Below are 26,742 nucleotides of genomic sequence, written 5' to 3' on the forward strand. Positions count from 1 at the left end.
GCCAGCCGCGTCCCAACCTCTCTGGGCAGAACACCTAGCGCTGGGCGCGGAACAGCCAGTGCTGCTGCTCGACGGCGGCGGTGACCCCGATGAGCAGGTCCTGGGAGATCGGGTCGCTGGTCGCGGTGTCCGTTACGGCCTGGCGTAGCGTACGGATCAGGACGAACAGGGCGTCGATCACGATCTCGACCGCGGCGCCCTCCTCGACGTCGCCGTGTTCCAGGCCGGGCAGCGTCGACTGGTCGGCCACGGTCGCCGCCCGGCCGTCCGGGTTGAAACCGACGGTGACCGCCCGCTCGGCGACCTGGTCGGCGTGCTGGCGGGCGAGGTCGGCGAGTTCGTCGAGCTGGACGTGCAGGCTGCGGAAGCGCGGGCCGGTCAGGTTCCAGTGCGCCTGCTTGGCCAGCATGCCCAGGTTGATCAGATCGGCCAGCACCTGCTGCAGCGCCTCACCGGTGACCTTCCGGTCCGCCGAGGCCAGAATGCTCTCGATAACAGCCATGGTTGTTCTCCTGTCAGGGGAAGGTGATTGGGGTGGCAGTCGACAGTTCAGCCGGCGGTTCGCCGGATCGCCTCGAGGATCACCGCGACGACGTCCGTCGGACGCGACAGCATCATCAGGTGGGAGGAGTCGAGCTCGGTCGTCGCCATGCCCGCACGCCGGTAGCCGAACCGCTCGACGTCGGGGTTGATGGTGCGGTCCGCGCTGGCCACGATGCCCCAGGACGGTCTGGTCTTCCAGGCCGCCGCGGGCGCGGCCTCGGTGAAGGCGGCCGCCGCCAGCGGGCGCTGGGAGACCGCGAGCACGGCGGCCATGTCCGGATCCACGTCGTCGGCGAAGATCGCCGGGAACCGCGCCGGGTCGACGGAGACGTCCGTACCTTCGCCGCCATCTCCGGCCGGGTACGGCGAGTAGACGAGCGCGGAGGCGAGGTCGGAGTCGGGGAACCGGCCCTGCAACTCACCGAGGCTCTCCCCCTGTTCGAGGGCGTATCCGGCCAGGTAGACCAGGCCGACCACGTTCTCCTCGGCCCCGGCGACGGTGATGACGGCGCCGCCGTAGGAGTGCCCGACCAGCAGCACCGGTCCGGAGATCCGCCGGACGATGGACGCGAGGTACGCCGCGTCACCAGTCAGGCTGCGGTTGGGCACCGCCGGCGCGAGCACCGGGACGCCGTCGGCGAGCAGTTCCGGGACAACCCGGGCGAAGCTGGACGCGTCGGCGAACGCGCCGTGCACGAGCACGACGGTGGGCGGGACGAATTTGTTCACGATCTGCTCCCTTCGGCGGGTCAGGCGGCGATGAACTCAAGGAGGTACCGGTTGACCAGCTCGGGGTGGGTCCAGGCGATGTTGTGCGGCCCGCCGGGGATCACCTCGTAGCGCAGGTCGGAGATCAGCTCGGGCAGCCGGTTGGCGGTCGCCTCGATCGGCAGGATCCGGTCGGCGTCACCGTGGATCAGCAGCGTCGGAACATCGATCTTGGCGACGTCGCTGCGGAAGTCCGTCAGCCAGGTGTCGACGCAGGCGTACGCCGCGTGCGCTGAAGCCCCGACGGCGGTGATGAAGCTGTTCTGCCAGGCCTCGTCGCTGATCCGGGTCCCGCCCAGCGTGTCGACGTTGTAGAAGGTGTCGAGGAAGTTCTTGAAGTACGCCGGCCGATCGGCGACCACCGCCGCCTTGATGTCCTCGAACACCTGCTTGTCGACGCCCTCCGGGTTGTCGTCGGTCTTGAGCAGGAACGGCGGGATGGCACCCATCAGCACCGCCTTGCGCACCCGGGCCGAGCCGTACGTGCCGAGGTAGCGGGTCACCTCGCCGGTGCCCATCGAGAACCCGACCAGGACGATGTCGCGCAGGTCCAGGCGCTCCAGCAGGGTGTTCAGGTCGGCGGTGAAGGTGTCGTAGTCGTAGCCGGTCGTCGGCTGGCTCGATTTGCCGAACCCGCGGCGGTCGTAGGTGACCACCCGATGCCCGGCGGCGAGCAGTTCCCGGGTCTGCTTCTCCCAGGACGCTCCGTTGAGCGGGTAGCCGTGGATCAGCACCACCGGCTGACCGCTGCCGTGGTCCTCGTAGTAGATCTCGATGTCGCCGCTGTTCTCCTCGCCGACCTTGACATAGGGCATGACGGAACTCCACTGAGCGCTGGGGGTGTGTCGGGGGGTGCCGTCCCCGCCGTGTCTCCGAGTCTTCCGACCCCCCGGCCCGGCCACCATGAAGAAGACACGCAGAACTGGCGGCGGCACGACGCCCGGTGCCCGACGGCCCGCCCACGGACGTCGCGTCGGTCACCAAACCGACCAGCCGGACGAGGGCACGTGGGAGAATTGCCTGGAAAAGCCGCACATGGAGAACCTGATGCCGGACGACGAGGCCTTCGGGCCGCTGCTGCGTGAGCTACGCCTCGGCGCCGATCTGACCCTGGAACAGCTCGCCGAACGGTCGGGGGTCAGCGACCGGGCGATCAGTGACATGGAACGCGGGGTCAGCCAGGGGCCGCAGGCCCGCACGGTCGCGGCGATCGCCGATGCGTTGCGGCTCGACCCGGAGCGCCGGTCGGCGCTGGCCGCGGCCGCCCGGGCTGGCCGCCGCCGCGTCCAGCGCGGCGCCCAGGGCAGGTACCCGATGACCGGCCACGCGCCTCACTCCACCCGCGATCGACCGGTCGGTCGCGCCAGCTCGCCGATGCCGGCGCAGAACGAGCCCACCGGAACTGCGGCCACTGCGCCGGCGCACCAGGCGATCGCGGTGCCGGCACAGCTCCCGGCGGACCTCGCGGTGTTCACCGGCCGCCGCGACGAGATTGCGGAGCTGGTCGACGGGTTGGCGGCGGAGGCTAGCGCGCCGCTGGTCAGCGTCGTCACCGGGATGGCAGGCATCGGCAAGACCACGCTGGCGGTGCACTGCGCGCACCGGCTCGCCGCCCGGTGCCCGGACGGCCAGCTCTACGTCAACCTGCGCGGCTTCGACCCGGCCGGCGTCGCCTCGGCGGAGGAGGCGCTGCGCGGATTCCTGACCGCTCTCGGGGTGCCGCCCCGGCAGATCCCTGACGGCGTCGACGCGCAGGCCGCTCTCTACCGGGGCCTGCTCGCCGGGCATCGGGTGCTCGTCCTGCTGGACAACGCGCGCGACACCGCCCAGGTGCGACCGCTGCTGCCGGCTTCGGCCGGCAGCCTGGTGATCGTCACCAGTCGCAGCCGGCTACCCGGTCTGGTCGCCACGTACGGTGCCCGGCCCGTGCCGCTCGACCTGCCGGACCACGACGACGCCCGCGCGGCGCTGGCCAGCCGGCTCGGGGAGACCCGGGTCACCGCCGAACCCGCCGCCGTCGACGAGATCATCGAGCAGTGCGCCCGACTGCCCCTGGCGCTGGCGATCGTCGCCGCCCGGGCCGCCAGCCACCGCCGGTTCCCGCTCGCGGCGATCGCCGACGAGCTGCGTCGGGCCCCCGACGGCCTCGCGTCATTCAGCGGCCCCGAGGCGATGGTCGACGCGCGGACGGTGTTCTCCTGGTCGTACACGGCTCTCGGCCCGGCGGCGGCCCGGCTGTTTCGGCTGATGGCCCTGCATCCGAGCCCACCGGCCGCCGTCGCGGCGGTCGCCAGCCTGGCCGGCACGCCGACCGGGGCGGTGCAACCGCTGCTGGCCGAACTCACCGCCGCGCACCTGATCACCGAACCGCAGCCCGGCCGGTACGCCTTCCACGACCTGCTGCGCGCCTACGCCACCGAACTGTGTGTCGCCGTGGGGTCGGAGACGGACCGCCAGGGGGCGCTCGGTCGGCTCTTCGACCACTACCTGCACTCGGCATACGCCGCCGACCGGTGGATCAGTGCGCACCGGTCCCCCATCGCGCTGCTGGAACCGGCGCCTGACACGACGGTGCTGCGATTTTCGGACGAATCCGAGGCCACAGACTGGTTCACCGCGCGACGGCCAGCGCTACTCGCCGCCGTCGAGGCGGCGCACGCCACCGGCTTCGACGGCCCGGCCTGGCAGCTGGCCTGGACGCTGGAGCAGTACCTGGAGCGATGGGGACACTGGGCCGACTGGGCGGCGGTCCTCCGCACCGCCATGCGGGCCGCGCGTCGGCTCGACGAGCCGTGTGCGCTGGCCCACGCTCACCGTGGGCTCGGCCTGCGCGCCCTTGTCGTCCGCGCCGACGACCCGTACGCGCACTTCGGCGCGGCCCTTCCGTTATTCGAACGGCTGGGTGACGTGGCGGGGCAGGCGCTCGCCCAGCGCGGTCTGTCGTACGCCCACCACCAGCAGGGCCGACCGGACCTGGCGCTGCACCACGCCGAGCTGGCGCTGGAGCTCTACCGTGCGGCAGGGAACCCCAGCGGGGAGGGACTGGCGCTGAACCTGGTCGCCATGTACCGCACCGAGATCGGCCAGCCCGCCGCCGCGCTGCCCGTCGTCGAGCAGGCCATCGCCCTACTCTCGGAGCTGGGCGACAGCCGGAGCGAGGCTGCCGCCCGGGACACCCTCGGCTCGATCCGGTGTGCATTCGGCCAGCCGACGCTGGCGATCGCCGCGTACCGGCGGGCGGCCGAACTGCGCGAGCGGGTGGGAGATCGCCATCAGCAGGCGCAGACGCTGATACGGCTCGGTCACGCGCAGGTCGACGCCGGAGACCGGGACGCCGCCCGGAACACCTGGCGTACGGCGCTCGCGCTGATGACCGACATGCGGCACCCGGACGCCGGGGCCGTGCGAGATCTGCTCGCGACTCACGCCTGAGGGCCGCGAGCGGGCGTCGGGCGGGTCAGTCGAGCCCGGGGTAGGACCAGCGCAGGGTGTCGGTGCCGGCAACGGAGGCGGCGTACGCGGCATCGCCCTTCGCCGTCAGTACCGGGCGGCGTGTGGCGAGCCGGACGGCGGCCGCACGCGGTGTTTCGCACCGAAGGGCGACACGTGATCGAGGCCGCGCTTCCCCACATCGAGGGATAGGTGATTCCCGACCACGTCCAAGACCTGGAAGATACTGGTCAAGCTGCGCTGCTGCCCACGCCGAGCCACCGCGATCGTCCAAGCCATCCTCGTCCTGCACCACGTCGGCACCAACCGCTACGCAGGATGCAAATGTGACTGCTCATCCCGTACAGATGTGCGCTTCTGATTAGGATCTTCGGGATAACGGCCAGCCGAACGGCGGCGAGAGAGGTGCACCGCGTCGCGGTGGCTCGTGCCGGCGACGAAGCGGGCACGCCATTGCGGATCCTCGTCCCGCTGACCGGAGTGAGATCGGGTAGCCGGACCGGCCGCCTCACCCTGGAATTCGCACGGCGAGGATGGCGATATCGTCAGAACGCGGCTCGGACTGGGCGCCGCACGCCGCGGCCAGCAGTTCCTCCGGCCCACCGGTGGTTCGAAGGCAACGATAGAGGCGGCCCAAGCCGTCGTCGAGGTTTTCCCCGCGACTCTCGACCAGCCCGTCGGTGTGCAACAGCACGGTCGACCCAGCCGGCAATGAGTAGGTGTACGTATGCCGGGGCGCGCCGCAGCGGATGCCGAGGAGCAGGTCGTGACCGGTCAGAACCCGGACCTCTCCGTCGGGGTGGATGACCACCGGCGGTGGGTGTCCGGCGTTCGACCAGCGCAGCCGATGACCACCCGCCGCGGTCGGCTCGACGAACGCGACGATGGCGGTGGCCATGGTGGGATCACCGAGTGCATGGTTCGCGGCTTCCAGCCGGCGCAGGAGCATCGCCGGTGGATCCCTGCGATCCATCACGTACGCCCGAAGCATGCTGCGCAGTTGCCCCATCCTGGCGGCCGCCATCAGACCGTGGCCGACCACGTCGCCGATGACCAGGGCGAGACGGCCAGGTGAGCCGGGGATGACGTCGTACCAGTCACCCCCGATTGTCGCGTGCTCATCTGCGGACAGGCAACGGGCGGCGAGCTCGTAGCCTTTGACCGGCGGAAGGCTGGACCCGACCGCGCGCTGCAGGGCCTCGGTGACCGCACTGCGTGCATCGTGCCACCGTGCTCGCTGCACGGCCCGCGTGATGTAACCGATCATCGTGGCGAGGTGGGCACGGTCCTCCGGGGCGAAGACGCGCGGCTGTGTCCAGGCCAGCAACAGCCCACCCGGTACACCGGCGAGTGGAGCGCACACCGCAGCCTGCCAGCCGAGGAGCTCGACGTCGCCGGCCAGCGTCGGCCGTGCGTCCATCAGCTCCGACCTGCCCGGGTAGAACCGCGTCACGCCGTCGCGTCGCACCGGTGCCGTGAGAGCCGCCGCAACTGCTGAGGCCAGCCCGTGCTCCGCAATGGGTGACGAGCCGGCGGTCAGTACTTCGGCATGTGCCACCCCGAACGCGTCCCGCAGCAGCGCCGGCACGACGGCCAGCACATCCGCCGTGGTCACGGTGGTACCCAACTGCTCGCTCGCCTGCAGTAGTTGCCGGGTGCGGCGCAGGGCCTGGTCCGCAGGCCTGGCAAGAGTCATGTTCGTCCGGGACAGCAACGTAGATTTCGGCATTGCCCGAGCGTGTCGCCCGTCCCTGGCGGGGCCATCCGCCGGGCGACTGCCAGTTCAGGCCGTCGAGCGGACAGCGGCAAGCGGCAACCATGGCAGTCATCGGTCATTTCCCCAGCTGAGAGTGAGTCGTGTGCCACGGACCGCAGTCGACGAACTGGTCGAGCTGAGCTGCTGCAGCAACGCCCCGACGGCCGCCTGAAGTTCCACGACCTGTTTCGCCTCTACGCCGAAGCGGAACTGCGTGAGCAGGAAAGCGACGCGAACCGGGCCACACTGGCGTGCCGCCGCGCCACCTGGCTGCTCGACACCGCCGCTCGGGCCGGCCGGCTCTTCGAGCCCGAGCCCGGCAGCCGACCCGCGGCCGCCGGCGATCATCACTGGGTGATCGAGGTCGCCGGGTCCCTGAAGTGGTTCTCCGTCGGGTGGCAGCTGTGGCTGTACTGGACGGACGTCTTCACCCTCTCCGCCCGCGCGGCCCAAGCGCTCGGTGACGACCGGCTCCGGGCCATCCACCTGGGTAACCTCGCCTGGGTCAACATCGCCTGCCTCAACCAGTACGACATCGCTCTCGAGCAGGCTCAAGAGGTCCACGCATGCGCGGAACGCTGCGGCGACTGGCTGCAGATGTCCTGGGCGGGCCTGTACCTCGGATGGGCGTCGATCGGCCTGGGGCGCTCGACCGATGCCCTGACGTATGCACGGGCCGCGGTCCTCGCCTTCCGGATGACCGGTGATCGTGTTGGGCGGCCGTACGGCCTGATGCTCTGGGCACGATCTCTGGAAGCAGTTGGCTATGCCGATGACGGCATCCCTCGTATTGAGCGAGCCGTCGAAGCGGTGGCCCGTACGTCTCTCTCCAAGATCGAGATCGGCGCGCTGCGGTGGCCGTCGGCTCTGCGCCGCGAGCTGATCGCGGTCGCCGATCGGCTGGAGGACTGGATATATCCGCTGTTCTCCGGGCTCTCCCAGCGTGGACAGCACCGGGACCTCGGCACCGTCGCTCGGTTTGATGCATGACCGGATAGCCGAGGCGGAGCAACTGCTGGCCGACCACGACGCGGCGGCACAGCAGTAGTCCGACGGATGGCACCGTCCGTCGCCGGCGGCAACGTTCAACCCGAAGCGAGTGCGGGATCGTCCCGCACCGCACACCGGGCGGAGGAACAGCCATGCCTTACATCACCACGGACGACGGCACCGAGATCTTCTACAAGGACTGGGGCACCGGCCAGCCGATCGTCTTCAGCCACGGGTGGCCGCTGAGCAGCGACGCCTGGGACGTCGAGATGAAGCTCGCTGCCGACAACGGGTTCCGGGCCATCGCCCACGACCGCCGCGGCCATGGCCGGTCGTCGCAGACCTTCTACGGCAACGACATGGACACCTACGCCGCCGACCTGGACGCCCTGGTACGCGCCCTGGACCTGCGCGACATCATCCTGGTCGGCCACTCCACCGGCGGCGGCGAGGCCGTACGGTTCGCGGCCCGCCACGGCGTCGGCCGGGTCGTCAAGGTGGCCACCGTCGGCGCCGTCCCACCGGTCATGGTCAAGTCCGACACCAACCCCGACGGCACGCCGATCGAGGTGTTCGACAGCATCCGGGACGCGGTGCTCGCCGACCGTTCCCAGTTCTTCAAGGACCTGTCAGCGCAGTTCTTCGGCACGAACCGACCCGGCTCCACGATCTCCCAGGGCCAGCGCGACCAGTTCTGGCGCCTCGGCATGCAGGCCGGCTTCACCTCCGTCTACGACTGCGTGAAGGCGTTCTCGGAGACCGACTTCACCGGAGACCTCAAGGCGCTCGACGTTCCGATCTTCATCGCGCAGGGCGACGACGACCAGATTGTGCCGATCGCCGATGCCGCCGAGAAGGCGATCAACCTCGTCAAGAACGGCACCCTCAAGGTCTACCCGGGTGCGCCGCACGGCATCGCCGGCTCCTACCAGCAGGAACTCGACAAAGACCTGCTCGAGTTCTGGAAGAGCTGATGCAGCACCCGCCCACTTCTCCTTACTTTCACCGGAGGTCTTCCCATGTCCGTTCGTAAAGCTCGCGTCGCTCTCGTGGGCGTTGTTGCCGCGTCCCTGCTCGCTCTGCTCCCCACCGGCGCTCTCGCCGGCGCGCCCGTCACCGCCAAGGCCACTGCGGCCAAGCCAACCGTCGTACTGGTCCACGGCGCCTGGGCGGACGCCTCCGGCTGGACCGACGTGACCGCCCGGCTGCAGGCCAAGGGCTACCCGGTCATCGCCCCCGCCGTGCCACTGCGCGGTCTCGACGAGGACTCCGATTACCTCAAGAGCTTCCTGTCGACGATCAAGGGCCCGGTCGTGCTGGTCGGCCACTCGTACGGCGGTGCCGTGATCACCGATGCCGCCACCGGCAACGCCAACGTCAAGTCGCTCGTCTACATCGCCGCCTACGCCCCGGATCAGGGTGAGACCATCGCCGATGCCGGCGCCCTCGCCGGTGGCGACAACTCGGTGCTGGTGTCCCACCTGGTTACCCGCCCCTACCCGAACACCGGCGGCTATCTCGACAGCACCATCGACCCGGCCTGGTTCCCCAAGCTGTTCGCCGCGGACGCCCCGCTCAGCAAGACGAAGCTGATGGCCACTCAGCAGCGCCCGCTGTCGACCCTCGCCTTCACCGGTAAGACAGGCGTTCCGGCCTGGAAGACCCTCCCGGCGTACTACATGGTGTCGCTCGACGACCAGACCATCCCGCCGGTCGCGGAGAAGGCCATGGCTGCCCGCGCCGCCAAGGGGCACACCGTCGAGATCCACAGTTCGCACGCCGCGATGGTCGCCCACCCCACGGCGGTCACCGACCTCATCCTGCAGGCGGCGCGTTCCTGACAACCGTTCCGCTGCGATGAAGCCGGGTGGTTCCTCACCGAACGAGGAACTACCCGGCTTCGCCCTGCTCAGACGGGACCGAGCCCTGAGCGGCGAGCAGGCGTTCGGCTCGCTGCATCGAGTCCCGGCTGGCGCCCGGAGTAGTGAAGGTGCTGCCGCCCGCCTGCTCCTGGAGCATGGCCAGTACGTCGAGATCAGCACAGGCCTCGTTCGGCCGGCGTGACTCGGCGTAGATGAGGGCCCGCCGTGACAGCGTGACCATCTCCCGGGTCGGCGAGTACTCCATCCGGTTCGTGATCGCCATTGATGCGTTGACGTCTTCGAGCGCGGTCACCAAGTCGCCCTCGGCGATGGAGATGTCCGCGAGGAACGCGCGGGCGGTCACCTCCGTGAAGAGGGCGATGTGCTCGGGCGGAGCTGTCGCCGGATCCGTCAAGAGAGTGACAGCGCCGCGCAGCAGCTCAGCCGCCTCGCCGTCGCGATGGGTGGCACGGAGCACCATCGCTTGCATGATCATGGCGTTGGGGAGGCCCGCACGATCCCCGGCCTGCTCCATCCGTACAGCGGCGACGCGGGCATAGGGCAACGCCTCGTCGTTACGGCCGGCCTCGTTCAAGGCCCAGCTGACGTAGTAGTTCGACCATCCCGTCAACCCGGGATCCGCAGTCCGTTCGGCGAGCTCGTTCGCTCGCAGTGCGTGCTCGACCGTCTCGGCCCGGAGCCAGTCGCCGGCAGTCGCCTGCGAATTGATCAGAGCTGGAACCGTGGCTCCCGCCGGTGCAGGGTCGTAACCGGGTTCGAAGAACCGGCCGGCCAGGATCGTGGTGTCCAGCAGCCAGGCATCGCGGCGGGTCCGGGTGTCGGCCTGATCGTCGGCGCTTTCCTCCCGTTCCAGCTCCGAGGCCGCATAGAGGCGCAGCAGGTCTGGTGGTGCCGTCGACCCAGGCGGCGATCTGGGCCAATCCCGCTGTCGGCCGGCGAAGTCCATGGCCGCCTGCGCCGCCGCCAGAATCGCCGATGGCCCGCGGACAACGATGCGGCCGGCTCGGGCGGCGTCGAACAGGGCCGCACGATCGTCCTCGGACTTCGCGTTCATGGCACAGCTCTCACCGCGCGGGAGGAGCCTGGCGACTCACGCTTTCAGCTCGTGCCGCCCGTTGATTCCGGCTTTGCGATAGATACGGGACAGATGCGTGCTGACGGTTCGCGGCGAGATGAAGAGCTGCTCGGCGATAGCCCGGTTGTTCAGTCCGCGTACGGCCAGGGCGGCCACTTGTTGCTCCTGCGACGTGAGTGCGCTGAGAGCCGGGCGGGGCTCGCTGTGACTCGGCTGCGTTCCGATCGCGAGCTCCCGCTCGGCGATCGCGGCGTTACCGACGGCCCCCAGCTCGGTGAAGATCTCCGCAGCGCGGCTGAGCATGGTTTTCGCCTCCCGGGGCCTCCGATTGCGGCGCAGCCAGAGGCCGTAGTGCAAGTGCGCGAGCGCATGCTCGTACGGCCACTCCAGCCCGGCGGCGTCCTGAACCGCCTGCCGGAAATGCCTCTCCGCCTCCTCTCCGGCTTCCAGGAGCGCCTCGCTCAGATGCAGCAGGATGTCCATCCGGGCGGTCGGCCGGCTGCCCTGGGCGTATCGAACTTCGTCGACCACCGTGCGGGCGTCATCGAGTCGGTCGCAGTGGACCGCGGCGATGACGAAATCCGCCACGAAGCGGGACGAGACGTGCCGGTGCAGCGGGCGGCCCTCGAGGTCGAACATCGACCGTAGATAGCGGTAGCCGTTGTCGTGGTCGCCGTTGCTGATGGAGACCAGACCCGCGGTATGCAGCAGGCGCACGTGGGTGGAGAGATTCTCGCGGACCTCCAGGTGCTGCCACGTCTCCTGGGCAAGGCGCATGGCGCGTTCGTCCTCGGAGCGCAGCGCGTGCATGTGCGCGCGCAGCGAGGCCAGACCGGCCTGCACCATGGGCAGCCCTTCGGCCAGGCGTGTCCCGGCGTACTGCTGCGCCAACTTCCACTCGCCGATGTCGATCAGGGAGGCGACCAGGGAGATCGCCATTCCCAGGCCGGGCAACGGCCGCCGTTCGGCAAGGTCGCCGAGCAGTTCACCGGCCAGGACGTGATCGAGTGCCTGTGCGGTGAGTCGGCTTCGGTCCTCGACCCAGGCGATCAGTCCGAGGTGGCCGAGGCGGGATCGGCTCTCCCCGCTCAGTGGAGTGCCCGGAAGGGGGATGCTGACGTTGTCGCAGAGTTCACGGCCCCAGTGTTCCGCCGGGTCGATGACCGCCCGGACGACCATGGTGGCCGAGTGATCGGTCGATGCCCCGGCGGCCTCCAGCATGGGAATCACGCCAAGCCGGTGTTCCTCGTCGCCGCTGAGCCAGGCGATGAGTGCGGCGAGCACGGCCAGGTTCATCGCATTGCGAGGATCGGTCATGCTGCCGGCTCGATGGGTGGCGACCAGAATCCCGTACGCCTGCTGGTGCCGGCCCGCCCACAGCAAGGCGGAGGCCGCCGGCACGGCCGCTTCCGCCAGCACGTCCGGGTCGTCCGTCAACTGCCACATCCGCGCGTGCAGTTCGCTCACCCAGGTGATGTCACGCAGGTCGCGGGCGTACGCGATGGCCTTGGTGAGACGACACGCCGCGTCCCTCGACGAGGGCGACCGCTGAGCTGCAATCTGCATGGTGACTGTCGCTTCGTACAGTTCACCGCGGTTGCGGAAGATCGCAGCCGCGCCTTCCAGTGCGGCCGCGATCCCCTCGTCCGCGCCGGAAGCAGCGGCAGCCAGCTGGAGAGCCTGATGTTCCGGATAGGCGGTCAGCGCTACTGCGAGATGCCGGTGGGTCCGCAGGCGCAGATGGGCCGGAGCGGCTCGGTACACCGCCTCGGCAGCCAGCGGATGAGCGAAAGTGAGGCCCGCGTCCGAGAAGGTCACAAAGCCGGCTGCTTCCGCCGGTCTCCACGCTGCGGCCAGTTCCGAGGATGCGGGGTACAGCAGAGCCAGGCTCGTCGGAAGCAGGGCAGCGGCACGCAACAGGAGGTCACGGGCAGGTGCGGGCAACGCGGCCAGCTTGGCGGTGAACTCGGCGAGCAGGCCTCCAGCCGGACACACGTTTCGGGACAGTTCGACAAGTGCTGCGGGATTACCGGCGGACTGGTGCAGGATCTCCGCGCGTCTCTGCGCAGCCAGACTCTGGCTGCGCTCGGTGAACAGCCGGGCGGCATCACCGGGCTCCAACGGCCCTAGACGAAGCACCGGCACTTCATCGAGGGTGCCCGGCAGCGGATCCCGACTCGCGCCCAGGACGACAACCCCAGGCATGGCCGACAGCCGGATCAGCGTCACGATCGACTGCCGGTCGAAGGCGTGGGCATCATCGGCGACGATGAGTAGCGGTGACACGGCGGCGACGGCGGCGACGGCCGCCTGCACCACGGACGGCAACTCGTCCGGATGCGGTGGCCGTGCCCCGGGTTCCAGCCCGAGGAACGCCAAGGCCGGCACGCCCACTTCGGACGGGACGTCGGCGAGGTCGACGCGCACCGCCAGGAGAAGAGAGCGGAACGACCACTCGGGTGAGTCCGCGGCGGCTCGCAGGGTGAGGACCCGGCGGTGGCCCGTCCGCCGTGCGGATCGCGCGCCGGCGGCCAGCAGAGCGGATTTGCCGATGCCGCGGGCACCGGCGACGATCACCATCCCGCAGCTGCTGGAATCCTGTTCTAGGAACCCGTCGAGGCGGGCGAGCTCGACATCGCGCCCAACCAGCTCGTGCGTGTGTGGTGACGACATCGTGGGATGCATCGGTCAGCTTCCTAGTGCGAGCGTCATGGTGGCTTCCTCGATCAAAGCGCGCAGCTGATGCCGATTGCCGACACCGAGCTCCGCATAGATGCGATACAGGTGAGAGCCGACGGTGCGTGGTGAAAGGAAGAGTCGTTCGGCTATTCCCCGGTTACTCATTCCGCCGGCAGCCATCCGGGCGATCATCTGCTTCTGCGCGGTCAGTGCGGTGAAAGCCCCAGATTGCGGAGTGGTCTCACCGCTCGGCCGGAGAGCGACAGGAAGGTTCGTGCGCGCCTGCTCGGCGTGCGCCTGTGCGCCCAGACGCAGGAATGTCTCCCGCGCGGACAGCAGGTACGGCCGGGCGTCATGAATGCGACGCCGGCTCCGTAACCACAAGCCGTAATTCAGCTGCGCTTCGGCATATTCGAGGGGCCAATGCAGGGCACGCCCTGGTTCCTCGACAGCCCGCAGGAAGTGTTTCTCAGCCTGCTCGGCCCCGTCGAGCAGCGCGGTGGCATGCGCCAACAGCATGGCCATGCGCGATGTCGGCACCGAGCCGACGGCCTGCCGGCATCGTTGCAGGATCCGGAGCGCTTCAGGTGCTCGCCCGACTTTGGCGGCCGTGAGAGCGAACTGGGGAAGAGACCGCGGCCCGAGGAAGTAATGTCGCGGCTCACCGTCTTCGTCGAACATCCGGCGGAAATGCAGGTAAGCCGTCTCGTGATCGCCTGCGGCCAGCGCGGCGAGACCGGCCGCGCGCTGGTTGAGGCTGTCAGTGAAGCCGGTTCCCGGCAGCACGGGAAGGGTGTCGAGCGCGTCGGCCGCACCTTCATGGCGCAACGCTCGCAGAATCGCGCGCAGTGGCAGCACCACATTCCGGAGAATTCTTACCCGGCGTACCGCCGCCAGATGTGCGGCTCGGTCCAACAGCCGATCGGCCTCGGCCCACCGCCCGCTGTCGATCAGAGCCGTGATCATCACGCTGAACGGACTGAGCGCGAAACCCGGCGTCACCAGGAACGAACCGGTATCGCAGACGGCTTGCAGGTCGTTCGCAGCCCTCGACGAGTCGTCCAGGAGAAACGCTATGGTGCCCGTGTGCACCATGCGCAGCAGCTCGGCGGGCCCGGTCCCGGCCGGCTCCGGGCAGGCAGCGGACGCCGCGTAACGGGTGGGATCGCTGATCGCGAGGATCGCTTCCCGGACGACCGCGATGTCGAGCGTCGGGATGATGCCCGTCCCGGACATCGCCGGGCTGTCATCGGCGAGGGCCAGTAGCGCGGGGAGCTGTTCCCGATGGGCGGCGACACCAGAGGCCAGAACGGCTGCCGCGCCGGTGAAGACCGCCAGCAGAGCGACCTGCCCGTCATTCGGCCTGCGGCGGACGGCCCGGGAGACGACCTCGAACGCCTCCCACGGTTGCGCCGACTGCATGAGCGCGAGCCCGGCGCCGCAGGCCGCCACCCCACCGGTGTCGGCGTCGGGGAGCAACGCCATGGTCTTCTCGTAGAGCTCGATCGTCCAATCCGGATGCCCACTGCGGTAAGCGGCGCCAACCGCACGCGCGTAGCGACGGGTGGCGCTTCCGTCATCGGTGCTGCGCTCCGCCGCGGACTGCAGGGCACCCGCCGCGGTGAAGTGATCGCCCCGCGACGCCGCGCTCGTGGCTGCCTCCTCCAGCACGGCGGCCAGCGCGTCATCGCGTCCGATGGTGGATTCAGCGAGGTGCCAGGTGCGGCGGTAAAGGTCGTCGGTGGCTGCGGCGAGAGCGCGATGGGCCCGGACGACGTCATTGGCACTTCGTCCGGCGGCGCAGGCCGCGCGGATGAGCGGGTGCCGGAAGTGGACGTGCCCGTTCCGCACGGCGATCAGGCCCGCCAGCTCGGCAGGTCCCCAGTCGGACAGATCGAGCGATGCGCGGGCTGCCCGGGTGAGGGTTCCGACGTGTTCCGCGCCGTCGGCCAGCGCCGCATGCAGCAGCAGCCATCCGGTGGCTGCCGGCAGAGCCCGTACCCGCTCGGTGAACTCCGGCGGTAGCTGCTCCCTCAGGCCACCGAAGATACGTAGAGCGAGCGGGTTGCCCTCGGCCCTGCGCAGGATGTCCCTGCGGTGCTGGGCACCGGTCGGTGCGTATCGAGTGTCGAGCAGCCGGGCGGCGTGCTGCTCGGACAGTGGCTCGATCCGGTAGCGCGGGATCCCGTGGTCGCCGCCGTCGAACTCCAGGGCCTCGTCGCGCGCGGCCAGCAGCAGGACGATCCGCTCCGCCGAGGTGTGACGCAGGACCTCGGCGAGCAACCGAACCGACTCGCTGTCCGACCGGTGGAGGTCATCGGCGATCACCAAGGTCGGCCGCTCGCGCGCCAGCTGTTCGAGAACCAGCAGCAATGCGGTCACGACTGCGGGCTCGTCAACCGGGGTTCCGGCAGTGCCCGGATGCCGGAGGGTGGCGAGCGCATGGCGCAGATGCCCGGGCAACTCGGTGACATCGACGCTTCCCGAGTCAATCAACTCGTCCAGCAGCGCGAACGGTCGGTTCTCGGCACCGGTGAGCGTGAGGATGCGGTAACCACGGCGGCGGGCGTGCGTGGCCGCAACGTACAGCAGCGCGGATTTGCCGATGCCGGGGTCGCCGCAGAGAAGCACGGACGACGCCCGGCGCTCGCCGGCATCGACAACTGCGGTGATGTACGCCAGCTCTCGCTCCCGGCCGACCAGCATCGTGCCATCCCCGTCCGACACCGAATCGCTCCCTGCCGTTGTGCTGCTGATGAAGCAGTAGTGCATCACCGCGGGTGCAGACGGGCCAGGAAGAAAGCACGAAGTTCGCGAGGACGTGCAGTACGTCAACGGATGGCGTGGCCACGTCCCGGCAGCATGCTCGAGCTCTGAAACGACCCCGCGCGGGCCGCCGGCGTGGGGTCGGCGGCCGGCGGCACGTGAGGAGGCCTCGGTCATGTCGTATCGCACCGGCTTGCACGGGCATCGCATCGGCCTTCAACTGGGACGGGCTGCGGCCGCGGAAGCCGTCGGCGCCTTCGTCCTCGTGTTCGCCATCGCGGCCACAGCGTCAGCGGCGACGCTGCATCTCCCAGCCGCAACGACTTTCGGCCCGGCAACGGTGCCGGTCGCCGGGATGGCTGCCCTGCTCCTGATGATCATCGTTCTGGGGCCGATCAGCGGCGCTCATCTCAATCCCGCTGTCACCGTCGCCCTGGCGATGTCCGGACGGTTCCCATGGCGCCACGTCCCGCTCTATCTGGGTGCACACCTGGCCGGTGGCCTGCTTGCCGCGTTCGCCACCTGGGGTGTCGAGGGCCCACAGGCCCGGTCAGCGGGTCTCGGCGCACCGGCCCCGGCAGCGGGAGTGAACAGCCTGCGGGTGCTTCTCGTCGAGGCGATCGTCACGTTCGTACTCGTGCTGGTCGTCGTCGCCGTGGCCACCGATCCCACGGTTCCCCGGGCCCGCGCCGCGCTCGTCATCGGGGCCACCCTCGGCCTCGCCATCCTGGTCAGCGCTCCGATCAGCGGCGCCGGCGTCAATCCGGCCCGCGCGCTCGGGCCGATGCTCGTCGCCGGCCGGCTGACCGCTTGGTGGGCCTACCTGCTCGGCCCGCTGTGCGGCGGTGTGGCTGCAACCCTGCTATACGACCGCTTCTTACGCGGCACCCCATCGAGGTCCGGATGATGTACGCCGGCTGCGGCTGGAGGCTCTTCCCCCGCAGGACGCGGTCACGCTGCTCGCTGCGATCGTCGAGGATCGGGCGATCACGTCGGACGCGCTGCGGGCCATCGCCGACCTGTGCGTCAACGTGCCGCCCGCCCTGCGGATCGCCGGCAACCGGATGGTCAGCATCCCGCGTTGGACGGCCGACGACCTGATTGCCCGGCTCGCCTCGCACGAACGCCGCCTGGACACCCTGGCAACCGACGACATGCAGGTCAGGCCGCTTTCACACTCTCTTACCAGCAGTTGTCCGACGCGGGGCGCCTGCTGTTCCGGCGGCTGGCGCTGGTTCCCGGCACGTCACCGGCGCCGGTCTGGCGGCGGTGCTGGCGCAGCAACCGCTGCCGGCGACCGAGGACGCCCTCGACGAACTGGTCGATCTGAGCCTGCTGCAGCAGGGCTCGGACGGCCGGCTGCGGTTCCACGACCTGCTGCGGCTCTACGCGGCGTCCGAGCTGGATGGCGCCGAGGACGCCGGGCCGGCGACCGGAGGGCCTGCCCAACGCCGTCATCCTGCACGCCATCATGCCGCACACCCTGGGTCGTGACGACGAGGCCGCGATCGGGCTCCGCGACGCCGTCGTCCTGGTGACCGACCCGGCGACGGCTCCACCCGAGCACCTCGCCCGGTTCGTCGAGGTGACCCGCACGCCATCCTCGCCGATATCTCCATCGAGGCTGGGGACTGGGCTGCGGCGCTCGGGCACGTCGACGCGTCGGTACGGGCCGCGGAGCCGCTGGCGTACGCCCCCACCCGCGAACTCGTCACGCTGTCGCGCCGGGCGCCGGTCTACGCCCAGCTCGGCCGGCTGCCGGAAGCCCGCGCCGACCTCGACGCCCTGGACGAGATCCGGGAACACGCCGGGGACAGCACATTCGGGGCGTACGGCGCGATCCAGGATCGCGTCGAAGCAACCGAACGCCTACTCACGGCCGAGGCGACTGATCGGCGACGCCGCAACTTCGTGCTTTCTTCATGGTGCGGATCCGGCACCGATGGTGGACTGCTATATATGGCCCTGCGCGTGCTCAGCGATCCCGGCGAGCAGCTGCCACAGGAGTTCCGTGCCCAGGTGTGGGTGCTGCGTGTCCTTCCGGCACCCACTGCTGCGTACCGCGTGCATGGCGGCCGCAACCCCGGCGGACATCGCCCGGGTGCACCACGGCCTGGCCGCGGCCACCGCCGATCCCTACCGCCGGGCACGGCATCTCGCCGCGGCGACGCCGAGCCCGGACGCATCGGTCCCCGCCATCCTGGAGGCGGCCGCCGACGGAGCACTGGGCCGTGGCGACCATCTGGCCGGCAGGGTCGCCCTGCGTTCCGCCGCCGAGCACAGCGCCACCACCGACGACGCCGCTCGCCGTTACGCCCAGGCGTCGTTCGCCGCACACCGCAGCGGTCAACCGCAGGTGGCGGACGAACTGGCCGAGAAGGTCACCGCCATGACCGCCGACCCGGACCTGACCGGGATCGCCGCCTGCAGCACCGGATTCGCCCTGCTGCACCCTGCACGTCCCGAGCAGGCCTTCGAGCTGACCGCCCGAGCCGCCCGGCGCCGCCCACGCGACGGGCAGGTGACGCTGACCGCGGTGGTGGTCGCGGCCGCAGCCACGCTGCTGTCCGGGTCGGGCGCTCATCGCAAGCAGTTGCCGGGGCTGCTGGACCTGGTCGGGCAGAGTGCTGCCGGAGAGCTGGAGGCGAGCATGTTCCCGTACCCGCAGACCGCTCTCGCTCGAGCGGCCGTCAGCACGATCAACGACCCGGCCGGGTCCACCGGGCTCTGCCCGGAATGGGCGAGCACCGCTGCCGCCGGGCCGACCCGGATGCTTTTCACCGGCACCATCGCCTTCCTGCGGGACAAGTCCACCAAGGCCGCCGTCGACCTAGGCGCCACCTGTGACGGCGGTGCACCCGGCTCCGCCCTGGCCTTCTACCCGCTGATGGTCCTCGCCCTGATCGGCAGCGGGCGGTTGGCCGAGGCCGACCGGATGCTCGACCGTGGAACGCTTCCGCCTGTCATCGCGGACCGTCGGATCGCACCTGTACCGGATCTATGCGGAGCTCGGTGTCGGGAACCGGCATCAGTTGCGGGCGCTGTTGGGCACGTCGCGGTGACGCGGGCGGTCGACTGACGGACGGCAGCGGGCCGGATTCAGGAAACGATCCTCTCGTAGCTGTTCTACGACGAAGGAGCACCCAGCATGTCCACTACCCCCACTGTCGTCCTCGTGCACGGCGCGTTCGCGGACGCGTCGAGTTTCGCGAAGCTGATCCCGGAACTGCTGGGCAGCGGCGTCAAGGTTGTCGCCCCGGCCGTACCGAACCGCAGCCTGACCGGCGACGCGCAGTACATCGCCTCCGTGATCCGGCAGATCGGCGGGCCGGTGCTGCTGGTCGGGCACTCCTACGGCGGCGCGGTGATCACCGTGGCCGGCGTCGAGGAGAACGTCAAGGGCCTGGTCTACCTGTCCGGCTACGCCCTGGCCGAGGGCGAGAGCCTTGGCCAACTGCAGGGCGGGTTTCCCGACTCGGACTTGGCGCAGGCGCTGGTCTACACGAAGTTCCCGGTGCCGGGCGCTGAGGATGGCACAGACGTATCGGTAGACGTCGAGAAGTTCCCGGCCATTTTCGCTCACGACGTCGACCCGGAGCTGGCCCAGGTGCTGGCCGTCTCCCAGCGCCCGCTGACCGGGTTCGCTTTCGGTGAGCCGGCGCCGGTCGCGGCGTGGCGGACCAAGCCGTCCTGGGGCGTCGTCTCCAGTTCGGACCACACGATCAACCCGGACGTGGAGCGGTTCGGTTATCAGCGGGCCGGCGCGACGGTCACCGAGATCGACTCCTCGCACCTGGTGATGCTGTCGCACCCGAAGCAGGTCGCGGACATCATCCGTGAAGCCCTGGCCGCCGTCACTCCCACCGCTGCCTGAAAGAGGAAACCACCATGCCATTCATCACCACGTACGACGGCACCGACATCTTCTACAAGGACGGGGGTACCGGGCAGCTATCATCTTCAGCCACGGCTGGCCGCTGAGCGGCGACGCCTGGGACGTCGAGATGAAGCTGGCCGCGGACAACGGTTTCCGGGCCATCGCGCATGACCGGCGCGGCCATGGCCGGTCGACGCCGACCTGGCACAGCAACGACATGGACACCTACGCCGAGGACCTCGACGCCCTGGTCCGCGCCCTGAACCTGGAAACATCATCCTGGTCGGCCATTCGACCGGCGGCGGTGAAGTGGTCCGGTTCGCGGCACGGCACGGCGTCGGCCGGGTGGCGAAACTCGCCACGGTCGACGCGGTCCCGCCTGTCATGATCAAATCGGACACCAGCCCGCAGGGCACACCGATCGAAGTCTTCGACGGCATCCGGGCCGGGGTCCTCGCCGGCCGCTCGCAATTCTTCCAGGACCTGTCGGAGCCGTTCTTCGGTACGAACCGGCCAGGTTCGACCATCTCGCAGGGCCAGCGCGACCAGTTCTGGCGCCTCGGCATGCAGGCCGGTTTCGCCGCCGTCTACGACTGCGTGAAAGCGTTCTCGGAGACCGACTTCACCGACGACCAGATCGTGCCGATCGCCGACGCCACGCTCAAATCAATCGAGTTGGTCAAGAACGCGACGCTGAAGGTTTACCCGGGGGCACCGCATGGCATCGCCGGCCCGTACCAGCAGGAGCTGGACCTGGACCTGCCCGAGTTCTGGAAGAGCTGACCCGCTACTGACACCGTGCCCGCCGGTCTGTACCGGCGGGCACGGTCGTTTTGGTGTGCAAGACGCCGCCGGTGATCCGGTCCGAGATCCGTGAGTCGACCGACCGATGGCAGCGCCTCGACAGGGCCGCAAGCTCGATCCATGCGAAACCTCACCACCGGCCGGCGCTGGAAGCCACTGGCCATCGCCGGCGTCGTCGCCGCGTCCGTGCTCACCCTGCTGCCTGTCGCCGCGTCAGCCAGCTCCCCGGCCACCACCGCCGTCACCAGGCCGGCGGAAGCCAAGCCGACCGTCGTGCTGGTGCACGGCGCCTGGGCGGACGCCTCCGGCTGGGACGGCGTGACCGCCCGGTTGCAGGCCAAGGGATACAGCGTCATCGCCCCGCCGAACCTGCTGCGCGGACTCGACGAGGACTCCGGGTACCTCAAAAGCTTCCTGGCCACCGTCAACGGCCCGATCGTGCTGGTCGGCCACTCCTACGCCGGCGCCGTGATCACCAACGCGGCGACCGGCATCCCGAACGTCACATCGCTGGTCTACATCGCCGCGTACGCCCCTGACCAGGGTGAGACGATCGCCCAGGCCGGAGCACTGGCCAGCGGTGACAACTCGGTGCTGGTGTCACACCTGGTCACCCGCGCCTACCCGAACCGGCCAAAGGCCACACCGTGCAGATCCATAGCTCGCATGCGGCGATGGTGTCGCACCCGGACGCGGTGACCGACCTGATCCTGCGCGCCGCCCGATCCTAGCGGGCCGGACGTCTCCGGTCCGGGCAGTGCGGTGCGGTGCGGCACGGCCCAGACCGGCTCACCACTGCTATCGCGAAAAGAGAATGGATATGACCGTGTGGCAGACGGGCCGCGCTGGACGAGATCCGGCCCTGCTGGAAAGGCCTGTTCGAAGTGGCTGGTGGCGTTACCGCGGCCGGCACCGGACTCGACGCCTGCGGGACCGGGCCTGGTTCCTGCCGGCCACGGCGGCCACGGTGCGGCTGTGGAACCGGACCACAAATGACGCACCGGCTGCCCGGGGCACAACCAAAGGAAACCGGCATGCAGCCGCCCATCAGTGAGCCGGGGACCGGGGCGTGGGCACCACTGCGCCGGCCGGTGTTCCGGACGATCTGGCTTGCCGCCCTTATCGCGAACGTCGGCACGTGGATGCAGACGGTCGCCGGCCAGTGGCTGCTTATCGAACACCACAGCACCAGCCTGCTGATCTCGCTGGTGCAGAGCGCGTCCAGCGTCCCGGTCCTGCTTCTGGTCATTCCCGCCGGCGTGGTCGCCGACTTCCTGGACCGCAGGCGGCTGCTGCTGGCCGTGCAGGTGGTGCAGACGGTCCTCGCCGGCCTGCTCGCGCTGCTGACCGCGGCCGGGCAGACCACTCCGCATGTCCTGCTGTTGTTCACGTTCCTACTCGGGTGCGGGGCGGCCGCCCAGCTGCCCGCGTACCAGGCGATGGTCTCCGACCTGCTGCCCCGCGCCGAGCTGGGCCAAGGCGCCGCGCTCAGCTCGTTGGGGGTCAACCTGGCCCGGGCGGTAGGACCAGCGATCGCCGGGCTACTTCTCGCCCACCTCGGCGTGGCCTGGCTCTTCGCCCTGAACGCAGCCTCCTTCGCGCTGTTCGGCGTCGCCCTGCTAACCGCCCCCGCTGCCCGGCACACCACCGCGTCCGCGGTACGGGCCGCCTCATGGTCGAGCCTGGCAGCCGGCGGCCGATACGTGTGGCACGCTCCGGCAGTTCGCCGAATCCTGCTGCGCCTCATGCTGTTCGCCGTTCCCGCCAATGTTCTGTGGGCGCTGCTGGCGCCACTGGCCGAAGCACGCCTCGGGCTTGGCGCCACCGGATACGGCGTTCTGCTCGGCGCGGCGGGTGCCGGAGCGGTCGGCGGCGCGATCCTGCTGCCGGCGCTCCGAGGCAGGCTTTCCGCCTCTGGTCAGCTGACCGTCGCGGGCCTTGTGTACGGCGCGGGCCTCATCGCCCTGGCATTCACCCGCGACGCGACCGTCGCGGTGGTGGTGCTGATACCCATCGGCGTTGCGTGGATCACCGTGATCGCCGGCCTGAACGCCACCACCCAGGCATTTCTCCCCGACTGGGTACGAGCCCGGGCGCTCGCGGTCTACCAAATGGTGCTGTTCGGCGTCTTCGCTGGTAGTGCCGCCGCTTGGGGAGCTGCTGCCACCTGGCTCGGGATCAGCCGGGTATTCGCCGCCGCCGGCATCCTGCTGCTGGCCACCGCAGTGGCCGGTGTGTGGCTGCCGCTGCGCAGCACCGACCTCGGCGACCGGACCGCGATCCCCGACGCGGTGCTGCCCGAGGCCACGTTCGTCGGCTGGGCCGATGATCCGGTGGAGCTGATCGTCCGATATCAGGTTCCCGCCAATCATCGGGGAGCTTTCCTGGACGCGATGACCGACCTGCGTAGAAGTCGCCTGCGCACCGGCGCGTCGCATTGGGCACTGCTCAGCGACACCGCCGACCCCCAATGGCTGCTCGAACACTACCGGTTCGCCTCGTGGGCGGACTACGTGGACCTGAGCCAGCACCGGCAGACCCCCTACGACCACCAGGTACGACATCGCGTCGAAGCGCTCGCCGACGCTGTCTCTACACAGCGATTGCTGGCTCTCACCCTGCCATCTGATCGGACGCCGCCGGGATCTCGCTGAACGGGGCACGGAGACCCGCTGGTGTGTTGGGCGGGCAGGCGGTCCGCTCTTCCTCGGATTGGCCGAGTTCCCGGTATTGAGCACCGACTGATGAGGGCGGCGCAAGTTGCGAGGTAGGAACTGCGACAAGGCGGAGTAGCTGATCGGCCGCTTCTCAGCGCTGCGCGACATGTATTTCGGGGCCTGCGCAGCCTAGGCCCGGCATTGACAGGTCCAGGCGGAACAGGGGCGGCTCGCCTGGACCTGCTCGCCGGCGGCGCGGAAGTCCGCCGGATCGTCCTCGCACGCCCGGAGGTAAGCCACGACAATGGACCGACTGTGACGTGTGCGGCCGGCAACACTCAAGATCCTCGGGCCGGTAGGTTCTGCCCCTACTGGGGCGGTCGGGCCGGCGCCCCCGGGTTCGGTTTCAGCCTCAGACTTGTTTCGCCCCGCCTCCAGGCCGCCTACACGGCATCCGGATCTGCCTGCTCCGCATATGGTGAAGCCGGTAGAAGGCAGACCCCGCCACCGCAGCGATGAAAGACAACAAGTCGCTTCACTGACGGGGTCCAGGCGCCTCAGCCCGCCGAATTGGGGGACAGTCTCAAGATGTAGCGGTGTTCGCCGGACAACACGACCTCGCCACGCTGGTTGTGGACGGTGGCCCGGGTCGCCACGAGCCCTTTGCCGTCGCGTGGTTCCAGGCTGATGATCCTAAGGCTTGGGTAGAGGGTGTCGCCGGCGTTGACCTCGCGATGGAATTCGGCCGTCAGGCTGGCGAAGGCCACAAAAACACTCCCGATGTACTGCGGGAACAGCGTCGCTCCGGGTGCGGTGAACGCGAGAACCTGCAGGCCATGCACGACCGGTGCGGCATGCCCATGCGCGCGGGCGTAAACGGCGTCGTAGTGGATCGGATGATTGTCGGCGGACACCGTCTGGAAAGCCGCGGCGTGCGCGTCGGTCACCGTCCGGCTAGGCGCGTTGAATACCTCGCCGATCATCAGGTCCTCGAAGGTGCGTTCCGGGACGACAGCGTGCATAGCAGGATCGAAGGTTGTCATGGTGACAGCGTTCCCGACAATGGCGCCCCGGGCGTCCGTCATCCGACTGCCCAGTTCGGCAAGTGCGGGTAGCTCATGATGTCCACACGACCAAGCTTCCCGCGGCACACCGCCGGAGCCGGCGTACATCGCGCGCCTGTGTTGCATCCTGGCGGGGCAGTCGATGATGCTGCTTGGGACGGTCGGACTGGGTCTGGCGGGCGCCTGCCCGGCAGACCGCCACAGCAGCCTCCACATGCTCGCTGCGTTGATGGTCTTTGGTTGCGGCAATGCCGGGCTGGTGCTCGCGGGGTTCGCCCGTTGCGCCACGGCGTCGCCGTCAGCGCTTCGAGACGCTGCGCAACTGGGTCGACCGACTGCGGCAGGAACGCGACGGCGGCCGGCCCAGCGACCGGCCACAGCGCCTTCTACGACTGGCTTCGGCAGGGACGCCACCGCGCTGCCGAGCGGGAACGCCACGACCAGCAGCGCGTCGAGATCACCCAGCAGGCGTGGTCAGAGCACCGCGGCGTCTACGGCGCCAGGCGGCTCACCGCCGAGCTGCACGAACGCGGCCACCACTGGAACGGCAAGGCGGTCGCGAGACTCATGCGCCTGGCCGGCATCGAGGGCGCCCACCGCCGGCGGCGTGGTAAACCGCGCCGCAAGGCCGCGTCCACCGCGACCGCGCCGGACCTGGTCCAGCGCCAGTTCACCGCGACCGCCCCGAACCGGTTGTGGGTCGCCGACATCTCCTACCTGCGCACCTGGGAAGGGTTCCTCTAACTCGCCGTCGTGGTCGACGCCTACTCACGCTGGGTCGTGGGCTGGGCGAGGGCCGACCACCTGCGCACCGAACTGATCCTCGACGCGGTCGGCATGGTCATCCAGCACCGCCGACCCGCCCGTGATCAGCTCATTCATCACTCGGACTGCGGGACTCAGCTTACGAGTTGGTGCGCGATAGCCGGAGAGCACACGGGGTGTGAATGCCTCGCTGCTTCTGACTGCGCTCATCGGGGCGGCGTGAGCCCGCTTTCATAGGCGGTCACGATCGCGTCCAGGAGGCTGGGAAAGCGGGTTTCAAGGTCTTCGCCACGCAGCGCGGTCCACCGGCGGTTGCCGTCCTCCCGTTGGCGGATGACTCCGGCCTCGCGTAGTACCCGGAAGTGGTGGGTGAGCGTGGAGGGCGCGACGTCCACGGGGAAGGTGCCGCAGGCGCGCTCGGGTGCGGCGCGCAATGTCTGCACGATCGTCATCCGGGTTGGGTCGGACAGTGCGTGCAGGATGTCCAGCAGGTCGAACTCGTTCGGCTCCGGATGGATGAGCGTCGGGCGGCGGCGCTGTGATCTTGGCATCTCACACCTTTCATTCGACAATCATCGTACAACCAGGTACGGTTTTCGTCATACGACGAACATCGAAGGAGTTGTCATGCACGCGTTGATGATGATCGGGCCGTCGCAAGGGGTGGACCGTACGGAGGTGCGCGAGATCGAGGAGCCCCGACCGAGGCCGGGTGAGGTGACGATCGACGTGGTGTATGCCGGGATCAATTTCCTCGACGTGATGGCCCGCCGCGGTGACGCCGGCTATGTCGGTGCCTGGCCGTACGCGCCCGGCCTGGAGGTGTCCGGAGCGGTCCGGGAGATCGGCCCCGATGTCACGGGCCTGGCCGTGGGCCAGCGGGTGGCCGCGTTCACCGCGGGCGGCGGCCTCGGCGACGTGGTGCTAGTGCGGGCCGAGTTCGTGGTGCCGGTGCCCGACCAGGTCCCGTCATCGGTTGCGGCGGCGGCCCCGCTCATGCTCACGACCGCGCTGCTCCTCCTGGAGGACGCCGCCCGGTTCCGTCCGGGCGAAACCGTGCTGGTGCATTCGGCCAGCGGAGGCGTCGGAGGCGCCGTCGCCCAGCTGGTGCCGGCGCTCGGCGGAGGGCTGCGCATCGGCACCGTGGGCCGCCCCGACAAGGTCGCCTCGGCGCTCAAGAGCGGGTATGACGTGGCGGTGGCGCGGAGTGAGGACCTGACCAAGGCGGTGCGGGCAGCGACCGGTGGCGCCGGGGTGGACATTGTGCTCGATCCGTTGGGTACCACCATGATCGAGACTGATCTGGGAGTCGCCGCTCCCGGCGGCCGGATCGTCCTGTTCGGCAACGCTGGCGGCGGGGACCAGGCTGCGCTGCCACCGGCCGGACGGCTGATCGGCGGCAATCTCGCCATCAGCGGCTTCAGCATCAGCCGCCTGTGGGCCACAGCGCCGCGCCGCGCCGCCGCCGGCCTGCGCAGGGTCCTTGATCTGATCGCCGAAGGTCGACTGGACGTCGCGATCACCGAAGTCGGCTCGCTCGCGGACGTGCCCGCGGTCCACCAGTTGCTCGCCGAGGGCCGCGGCGACGGCAAGTACGTCGCTCACCTTCAGGGATGACCCCTTCGGCGTGTTGATCAAACGTCGTAGGTGGGCGGCACGATGCCT

At 69.6% G+C, this 26,742-nt stretch carries 24 protein-coding genes; 14 read left to right on the forward strand and 10 right to left on the reverse strand.

Going from position 1 to position 26,742, the window contains the following annotated elements; genetic code table 11:
* Positions 1 to 34 precede the first annotated feature (34 nt).
* From ACQPWW_RS03550 to ACQPWW_RS03560, 3 genes are read right to left on the reverse strand one after another with little or no spacing between them, the layout of a single operon-like run.
* Positions 35 to 502 carry a Dps family protein gene (locus tag ACQPWW_RS03550; RefSeq protein ID WP_433129090.1) on the reverse strand — a complete coding sequence of 156 codons (468 nt, stop codon included), beginning with the start codon at positions 500 to 502 and terminating at the stop codon, positions 35 to 37.
* A gap of 47 nt (positions 503 to 549) precedes the next feature.
* On the reverse strand, positions 550 to 1,272 hold the full coding sequence (locus ACQPWW_RS03555) for an alpha/beta fold hydrolase (RefSeq protein WP_433129092.1): 723 nt from the start codon (positions 1,270 to 1,272) through the stop codon (positions 550 to 552).
* A gap of 20 nt (positions 1,273 to 1,292) precedes the next feature.
* Positions 1,293 to 2,126: an alpha/beta fold hydrolase gene (locus ACQPWW_RS03560; RefSeq protein WP_433129094.1), complete on the reverse strand. Its 834-nt coding sequence runs from the start codon at positions 2,124 to 2,126 to the stop codon at positions 1,293 to 1,295.
* A 232-nt stretch (positions 2,127 to 2,358) separates the two neighbouring features.
* Here ACQPWW_RS03560 and ACQPWW_RS03565 point away from each other — a divergent pair, with 232 nt between their 5' ends.
* Positions 2,359 to 4,743, forward strand: coding sequence for an ATP-binding protein (locus ACQPWW_RS03565; RefSeq protein ID WP_433129096.1), 2,385 nt, complete (start codon positions 2,359 to 2,361; stop codon positions 4,741 to 4,743).
* A 526-nt stretch (positions 4,744 to 5,269) separates the two neighbouring features.
* Here ACQPWW_RS03565 and ACQPWW_RS03570 read toward each other — a convergent pair.
* Positions 5,270 to 6,349 carry a PP2C family protein-serine/threonine phosphatase gene (locus tag ACQPWW_RS03570; RefSeq protein WP_433129098.1) on the reverse strand — a complete coding sequence of 360 codons (1,080 nt, stop codon included), beginning with the start codon at positions 6,347 to 6,349 and terminating at the stop codon, positions 5,270 to 5,272.
* Positions 6,350 to 6,499: 150 nt separating this feature from the next.
* Between ACQPWW_RS03570 and ACQPWW_RS03575 the strand changes: the two genes are divergently transcribed.
* From ACQPWW_RS03575 to ACQPWW_RS03585, 3 genes are all read left to right on the forward strand, one after another.
* The gene (locus ACQPWW_RS03575; protein ID WP_433129100.1) at positions 6,500 to 7,507 is read left to right on the forward strand and encodes a hypothetical protein; all 1,008 of its coding nucleotides are present in this window, start codon (positions 6,500 to 6,502) and stop codon (positions 7,505 to 7,507) included.
* A gap of 152 nt (positions 7,508 to 7,659) precedes the next feature.
* On the forward strand, positions 7,660 to 8,481 hold the full coding sequence (locus ACQPWW_RS03580; RefSeq protein ID WP_433129102.1) for an alpha/beta fold hydrolase: 822 nt from the start codon (positions 7,660 to 7,662) through the stop codon (positions 8,479 to 8,481).
* Positions 8,482 to 8,526: 45 nt separating this feature from the next.
* Positions 8,527 to 9,348, forward strand: coding sequence for a lipase family alpha/beta hydrolase (locus ACQPWW_RS03585; RefSeq protein ID WP_433129104.1), 822 nt, complete (start codon positions 8,527 to 8,529; stop codon positions 9,346 to 9,348).
* 49 nt (positions 9,349 to 9,397) lie between these two features.
* Here the strand turns inward: ACQPWW_RS03585 and ACQPWW_RS03590 are convergent, their stop codons facing one another.
* The 3 genes from ACQPWW_RS03590 to ACQPWW_RS03600 are packed head-to-tail and all read right to left on the reverse strand — an operon-like array spanning position 9,398 to position 15,871.
* Complete coding sequence (locus tag ACQPWW_RS03590) at positions 9,398 to 10,444, reverse strand: hypothetical protein (RefSeq protein ID WP_433129105.1); 1,047 nt, start codon at positions 10,442 to 10,444, stop codon at positions 9,398 to 9,400.
* 36 nt (positions 10,445 to 10,480) lie between these two features.
* Positions 10,481 to 13,150: a LuxR C-terminal-related transcriptional regulator gene (locus ACQPWW_RS03595; RefSeq protein WP_433129107.1), complete on the reverse strand. Its 2,670-nt coding sequence runs from the start codon at positions 13,148 to 13,150 to the stop codon at positions 10,481 to 10,483.
* Between the two features lie 3 nt (positions 13,151 to 13,153).
* A complete protein-coding gene (locus ACQPWW_RS03600; RefSeq protein WP_433129109.1) occupies positions 13,154 to 15,871 on the reverse strand; it encodes an AAA family ATPase in 2,718 nt (905 codons plus the stop codon).
* A 94-nt stretch (positions 15,872 to 15,965) separates the two neighbouring features.
* On the opposite strand from ACQPWW_RS03600, the gene ACQPWW_RS03605 reads away from it, so the two are divergent.
* Complete coding sequence (locus ACQPWW_RS03605) at positions 15,966 to 16,817, forward strand: MIP/aquaporin family protein (RefSeq protein WP_433129111.1); 852 nt, start codon at positions 15,966 to 15,968, stop codon at positions 16,815 to 16,817.
* A gap of 275 nt (positions 16,818 to 17,092) precedes the next feature.
* Here ACQPWW_RS03605 and ACQPWW_RS03610 read toward each other — a convergent pair whose 3' ends face one another.
* Positions 17,093 to 17,383: a hypothetical protein gene (locus ACQPWW_RS03610; protein WP_433129113.1), complete on the reverse strand. Its 291-nt coding sequence runs from the start codon at positions 17,381 to 17,383 to the stop codon at positions 17,093 to 17,095.
* A gap of 559 nt (positions 17,384 to 17,942) precedes the next feature.
* Here ACQPWW_RS03610 and ACQPWW_RS03615 point away from each other — a divergent pair.
* The 6 genes from ACQPWW_RS03615 to ACQPWW_RS03640 all read left to right on the forward strand — a co-directional run bounded on the left by ACQPWW_RS03615 (position 17,943) and on the right by ACQPWW_RS03640 (position 23,245).
* Positions 17,943 to 18,989 (forward strand): hypothetical protein, encoded by a 1,047-nt coding sequence (locus ACQPWW_RS03615; protein ID WP_433129115.1) that lies wholly within the window; start codon positions 17,943 to 17,945, stop codon positions 18,987 to 18,989.
* Between the two features lie 69 nt (positions 18,990 to 19,058).
* Positions 19,059 to 19,784, forward strand: coding sequence for an alpha/beta fold hydrolase (locus ACQPWW_RS03620; protein WP_433129117.1), 726 nt, complete (start codon positions 19,059 to 19,061; stop codon positions 19,782 to 19,784).
* A gap of 130 nt (positions 19,785 to 19,914) precedes the next feature.
* Entirely contained in the window at positions 19,915 to 20,175 is a 261-nt protein-coding gene (locus tag ACQPWW_RS03625) for an alpha/beta fold hydrolase (protein WP_433129119.1), read from the forward strand.
* Positions 20,172 to 20,570, forward strand: a complete 399-nt coding sequence (locus ACQPWW_RS03630) for a hypothetical protein (RefSeq protein WP_433129121.1) — start codon at positions 20,172 to 20,174, stop codon at positions 20,568 to 20,570. Before ACQPWW_RS03625 ends, ACQPWW_RS03630 begins: the two co-directional genes overlap by 4 nt.
* Positions 20,571 to 20,711: 141 nt before the next feature.
* Entirely contained in the window at positions 20,712 to 21,290 is a 579-nt protein-coding gene (locus ACQPWW_RS03635) for an alpha/beta fold hydrolase (protein WP_433129122.1), read from the forward strand.
* Positions 21,291 to 21,625: 335 nt separating this feature from the next.
* The gene (locus tag ACQPWW_RS03640; RefSeq protein WP_433129124.1) at positions 21,626 to 23,245 is read left to right on the forward strand and encodes an MFS transporter; all 1,620 of its coding nucleotides are present in this window, start codon (positions 21,626 to 21,628) and stop codon (positions 23,243 to 23,245) included.
* 560 nt (positions 23,246 to 23,805) lie between these two features.
* Here ACQPWW_RS03640 and ACQPWW_RS03645 read toward each other — a convergent pair.
* On the reverse strand, positions 23,806 to 24,291 hold the full coding sequence (locus ACQPWW_RS03645; RefSeq protein ID WP_433129126.1) for a MaoC family dehydratase: 486 nt from the start codon (positions 24,289 to 24,291) through the stop codon (positions 23,806 to 23,808).
* Positions 24,292 to 24,591: 300 nt separating this feature from the next.
* Between ACQPWW_RS03645 and ACQPWW_RS03650 the strand changes: the two genes are divergently transcribed.
* Complete coding sequence (locus ACQPWW_RS03650; protein WP_433129128.1) at positions 24,592 to 25,056, forward strand: IS3 family transposase; 465 nt, start codon at positions 24,592 to 24,594, stop codon at positions 25,054 to 25,056.
* Positions 25,057 to 25,092: 36 nt separating this feature from the next.
* Positions 25,093 to 25,314: a hypothetical protein gene (locus tag ACQPWW_RS03655; protein WP_433134110.1), complete on the forward strand. Its 222-nt coding sequence runs from the start codon at positions 25,093 to 25,095 to the stop codon at positions 25,312 to 25,314.
* On the opposite strand, the gene ACQPWW_RS03660 is transcribed toward ACQPWW_RS03655, so the two are convergent.
* Complete coding sequence (locus ACQPWW_RS03660; RefSeq protein WP_433129130.1) at positions 25,284 to 25,628, reverse strand: ArsR/SmtB family transcription factor; 345 nt, start codon at positions 25,626 to 25,628, stop codon at positions 25,284 to 25,286. The two genes, ACQPWW_RS03655 and ACQPWW_RS03660, sit on opposite strands and share 31 nt — an antisense overlap.
* A 166-nt stretch (positions 25,629 to 25,794) precedes the next feature.
* Here ACQPWW_RS03660 and ACQPWW_RS03665 point away from each other — a divergent pair, with 166 nt between their 5' ends.
* Positions 25,795 to 26,694, forward strand: a complete 900-nt coding sequence (locus ACQPWW_RS03665) for a quinone oxidoreductase family protein (RefSeq protein ID WP_433129132.1) — start codon at positions 25,795 to 25,797, stop codon at positions 26,692 to 26,694.
* The last annotated feature ends 48 nt before the right edge of the window (positions 26,695 to 26,742 follow it).

Source organism: Micromonospora sp. CA-240977 (assembly GCF_050942285.1).
In the GTDB taxonomy this organism is placed as follows: Bacteria; Actinomycetota; Actinomycetes; order Mycobacteriales; family Micromonosporaceae; genus Micromonospora.

Bases quoted from the DNA above. Each gene is read 5' to 3' on its own strand.
- ACQPWW_RS03645 (WP_433129126.1), bottom strand. From the start codon at position 24,291: ATGACAACCTTCGATCCTGCTATGCACGCTGTCGTCCCGGAACGCACC.
- ACQPWW_RS03595 (WP_433129107.1), bottom strand. From the start codon at position 13,150: ATGCATCCCACGATGTCGTCACCACACACGCACGAGCTGGTTGGGCGC.
- ACQPWW_RS03635 (WP_433129122.1), top strand. From the start codon at position 20,712: ATGCGAAACCTCACCACCGGCCGGCGCTGGAAGCCACTGGCCATCGCC.
- ACQPWW_RS03585 (WP_433129104.1), top strand. From the start codon at position 8,527: ATGTCCGTTCGTAAAGCTCGCGTCGCTCTCGTGGGCGTTGTTGCCGCG.
- ACQPWW_RS03620 (WP_433129117.1), top strand. From the start codon at position 19,059: ATGTCCACTACCCCCACTGTCGTCCTCGTGCACGGCGCGTTCGCGGAC.
- ACQPWW_RS03565 (WP_433129096.1), top strand. From the start codon at position 2,359: ATGCCGGACGACGAGGCCTTCGGGCCGCTGCTGCGTGAGCTACGCCTC.
- ACQPWW_RS03560 (WP_433129094.1), bottom strand. From the start codon at position 2,126: ATGCCCTATGTCAAGGTCGGCGAGGAGAACAGCGGCGACATCGAGATC.
- ACQPWW_RS03550 (WP_433129090.1), bottom strand. From the start codon at position 502: ATGGCTGTTATCGAGAGCATTCTGGCCTCGGCGGACCGGAAGGTCACC.
- ACQPWW_RS03610 (WP_433129113.1), bottom strand. From the start codon at position 17,383: ATGATGGCGTGCAGGATGACGGCGTTGGGCAGGCCCTCCGGTCGCCGG.
- ACQPWW_RS03625 (WP_433129119.1), top strand. From the start codon at position 19,915: ATGAAGCTGGCCGCGGACAACGGTTTCCGGGCCATCGCGCATGACCGG.
- ACQPWW_RS03580 (WP_433129102.1), top strand. From the start codon at position 7,660: ATGCCTTACATCACCACGGACGACGGCACCGAGATCTTCTACAAGGAC.
- ACQPWW_RS03630 (WP_433129121.1), top strand. From the start codon at position 20,172: ATGATCAAATCGGACACCAGCCCGCAGGGCACACCGATCGAAGTCTTC.
- ACQPWW_RS03660 (WP_433129130.1), bottom strand. From the start codon at position 25,628: ATGCCAAGATCACAGCGCCGCCGCCCGACGCTCATCCATCCGGAGCCG.
- ACQPWW_RS03590 (WP_433129105.1), bottom strand. From the start codon at position 10,444: ATGAACGCGAAGTCCGAGGACGATCGTGCGGCCCTGTTCGACGCCGCC.
- ACQPWW_RS03640 (WP_433129124.1), top strand. From the start codon at position 21,626: ATGCAGCCGCCCATCAGTGAGCCGGGGACCGGGGCGTGGGCACCACTG.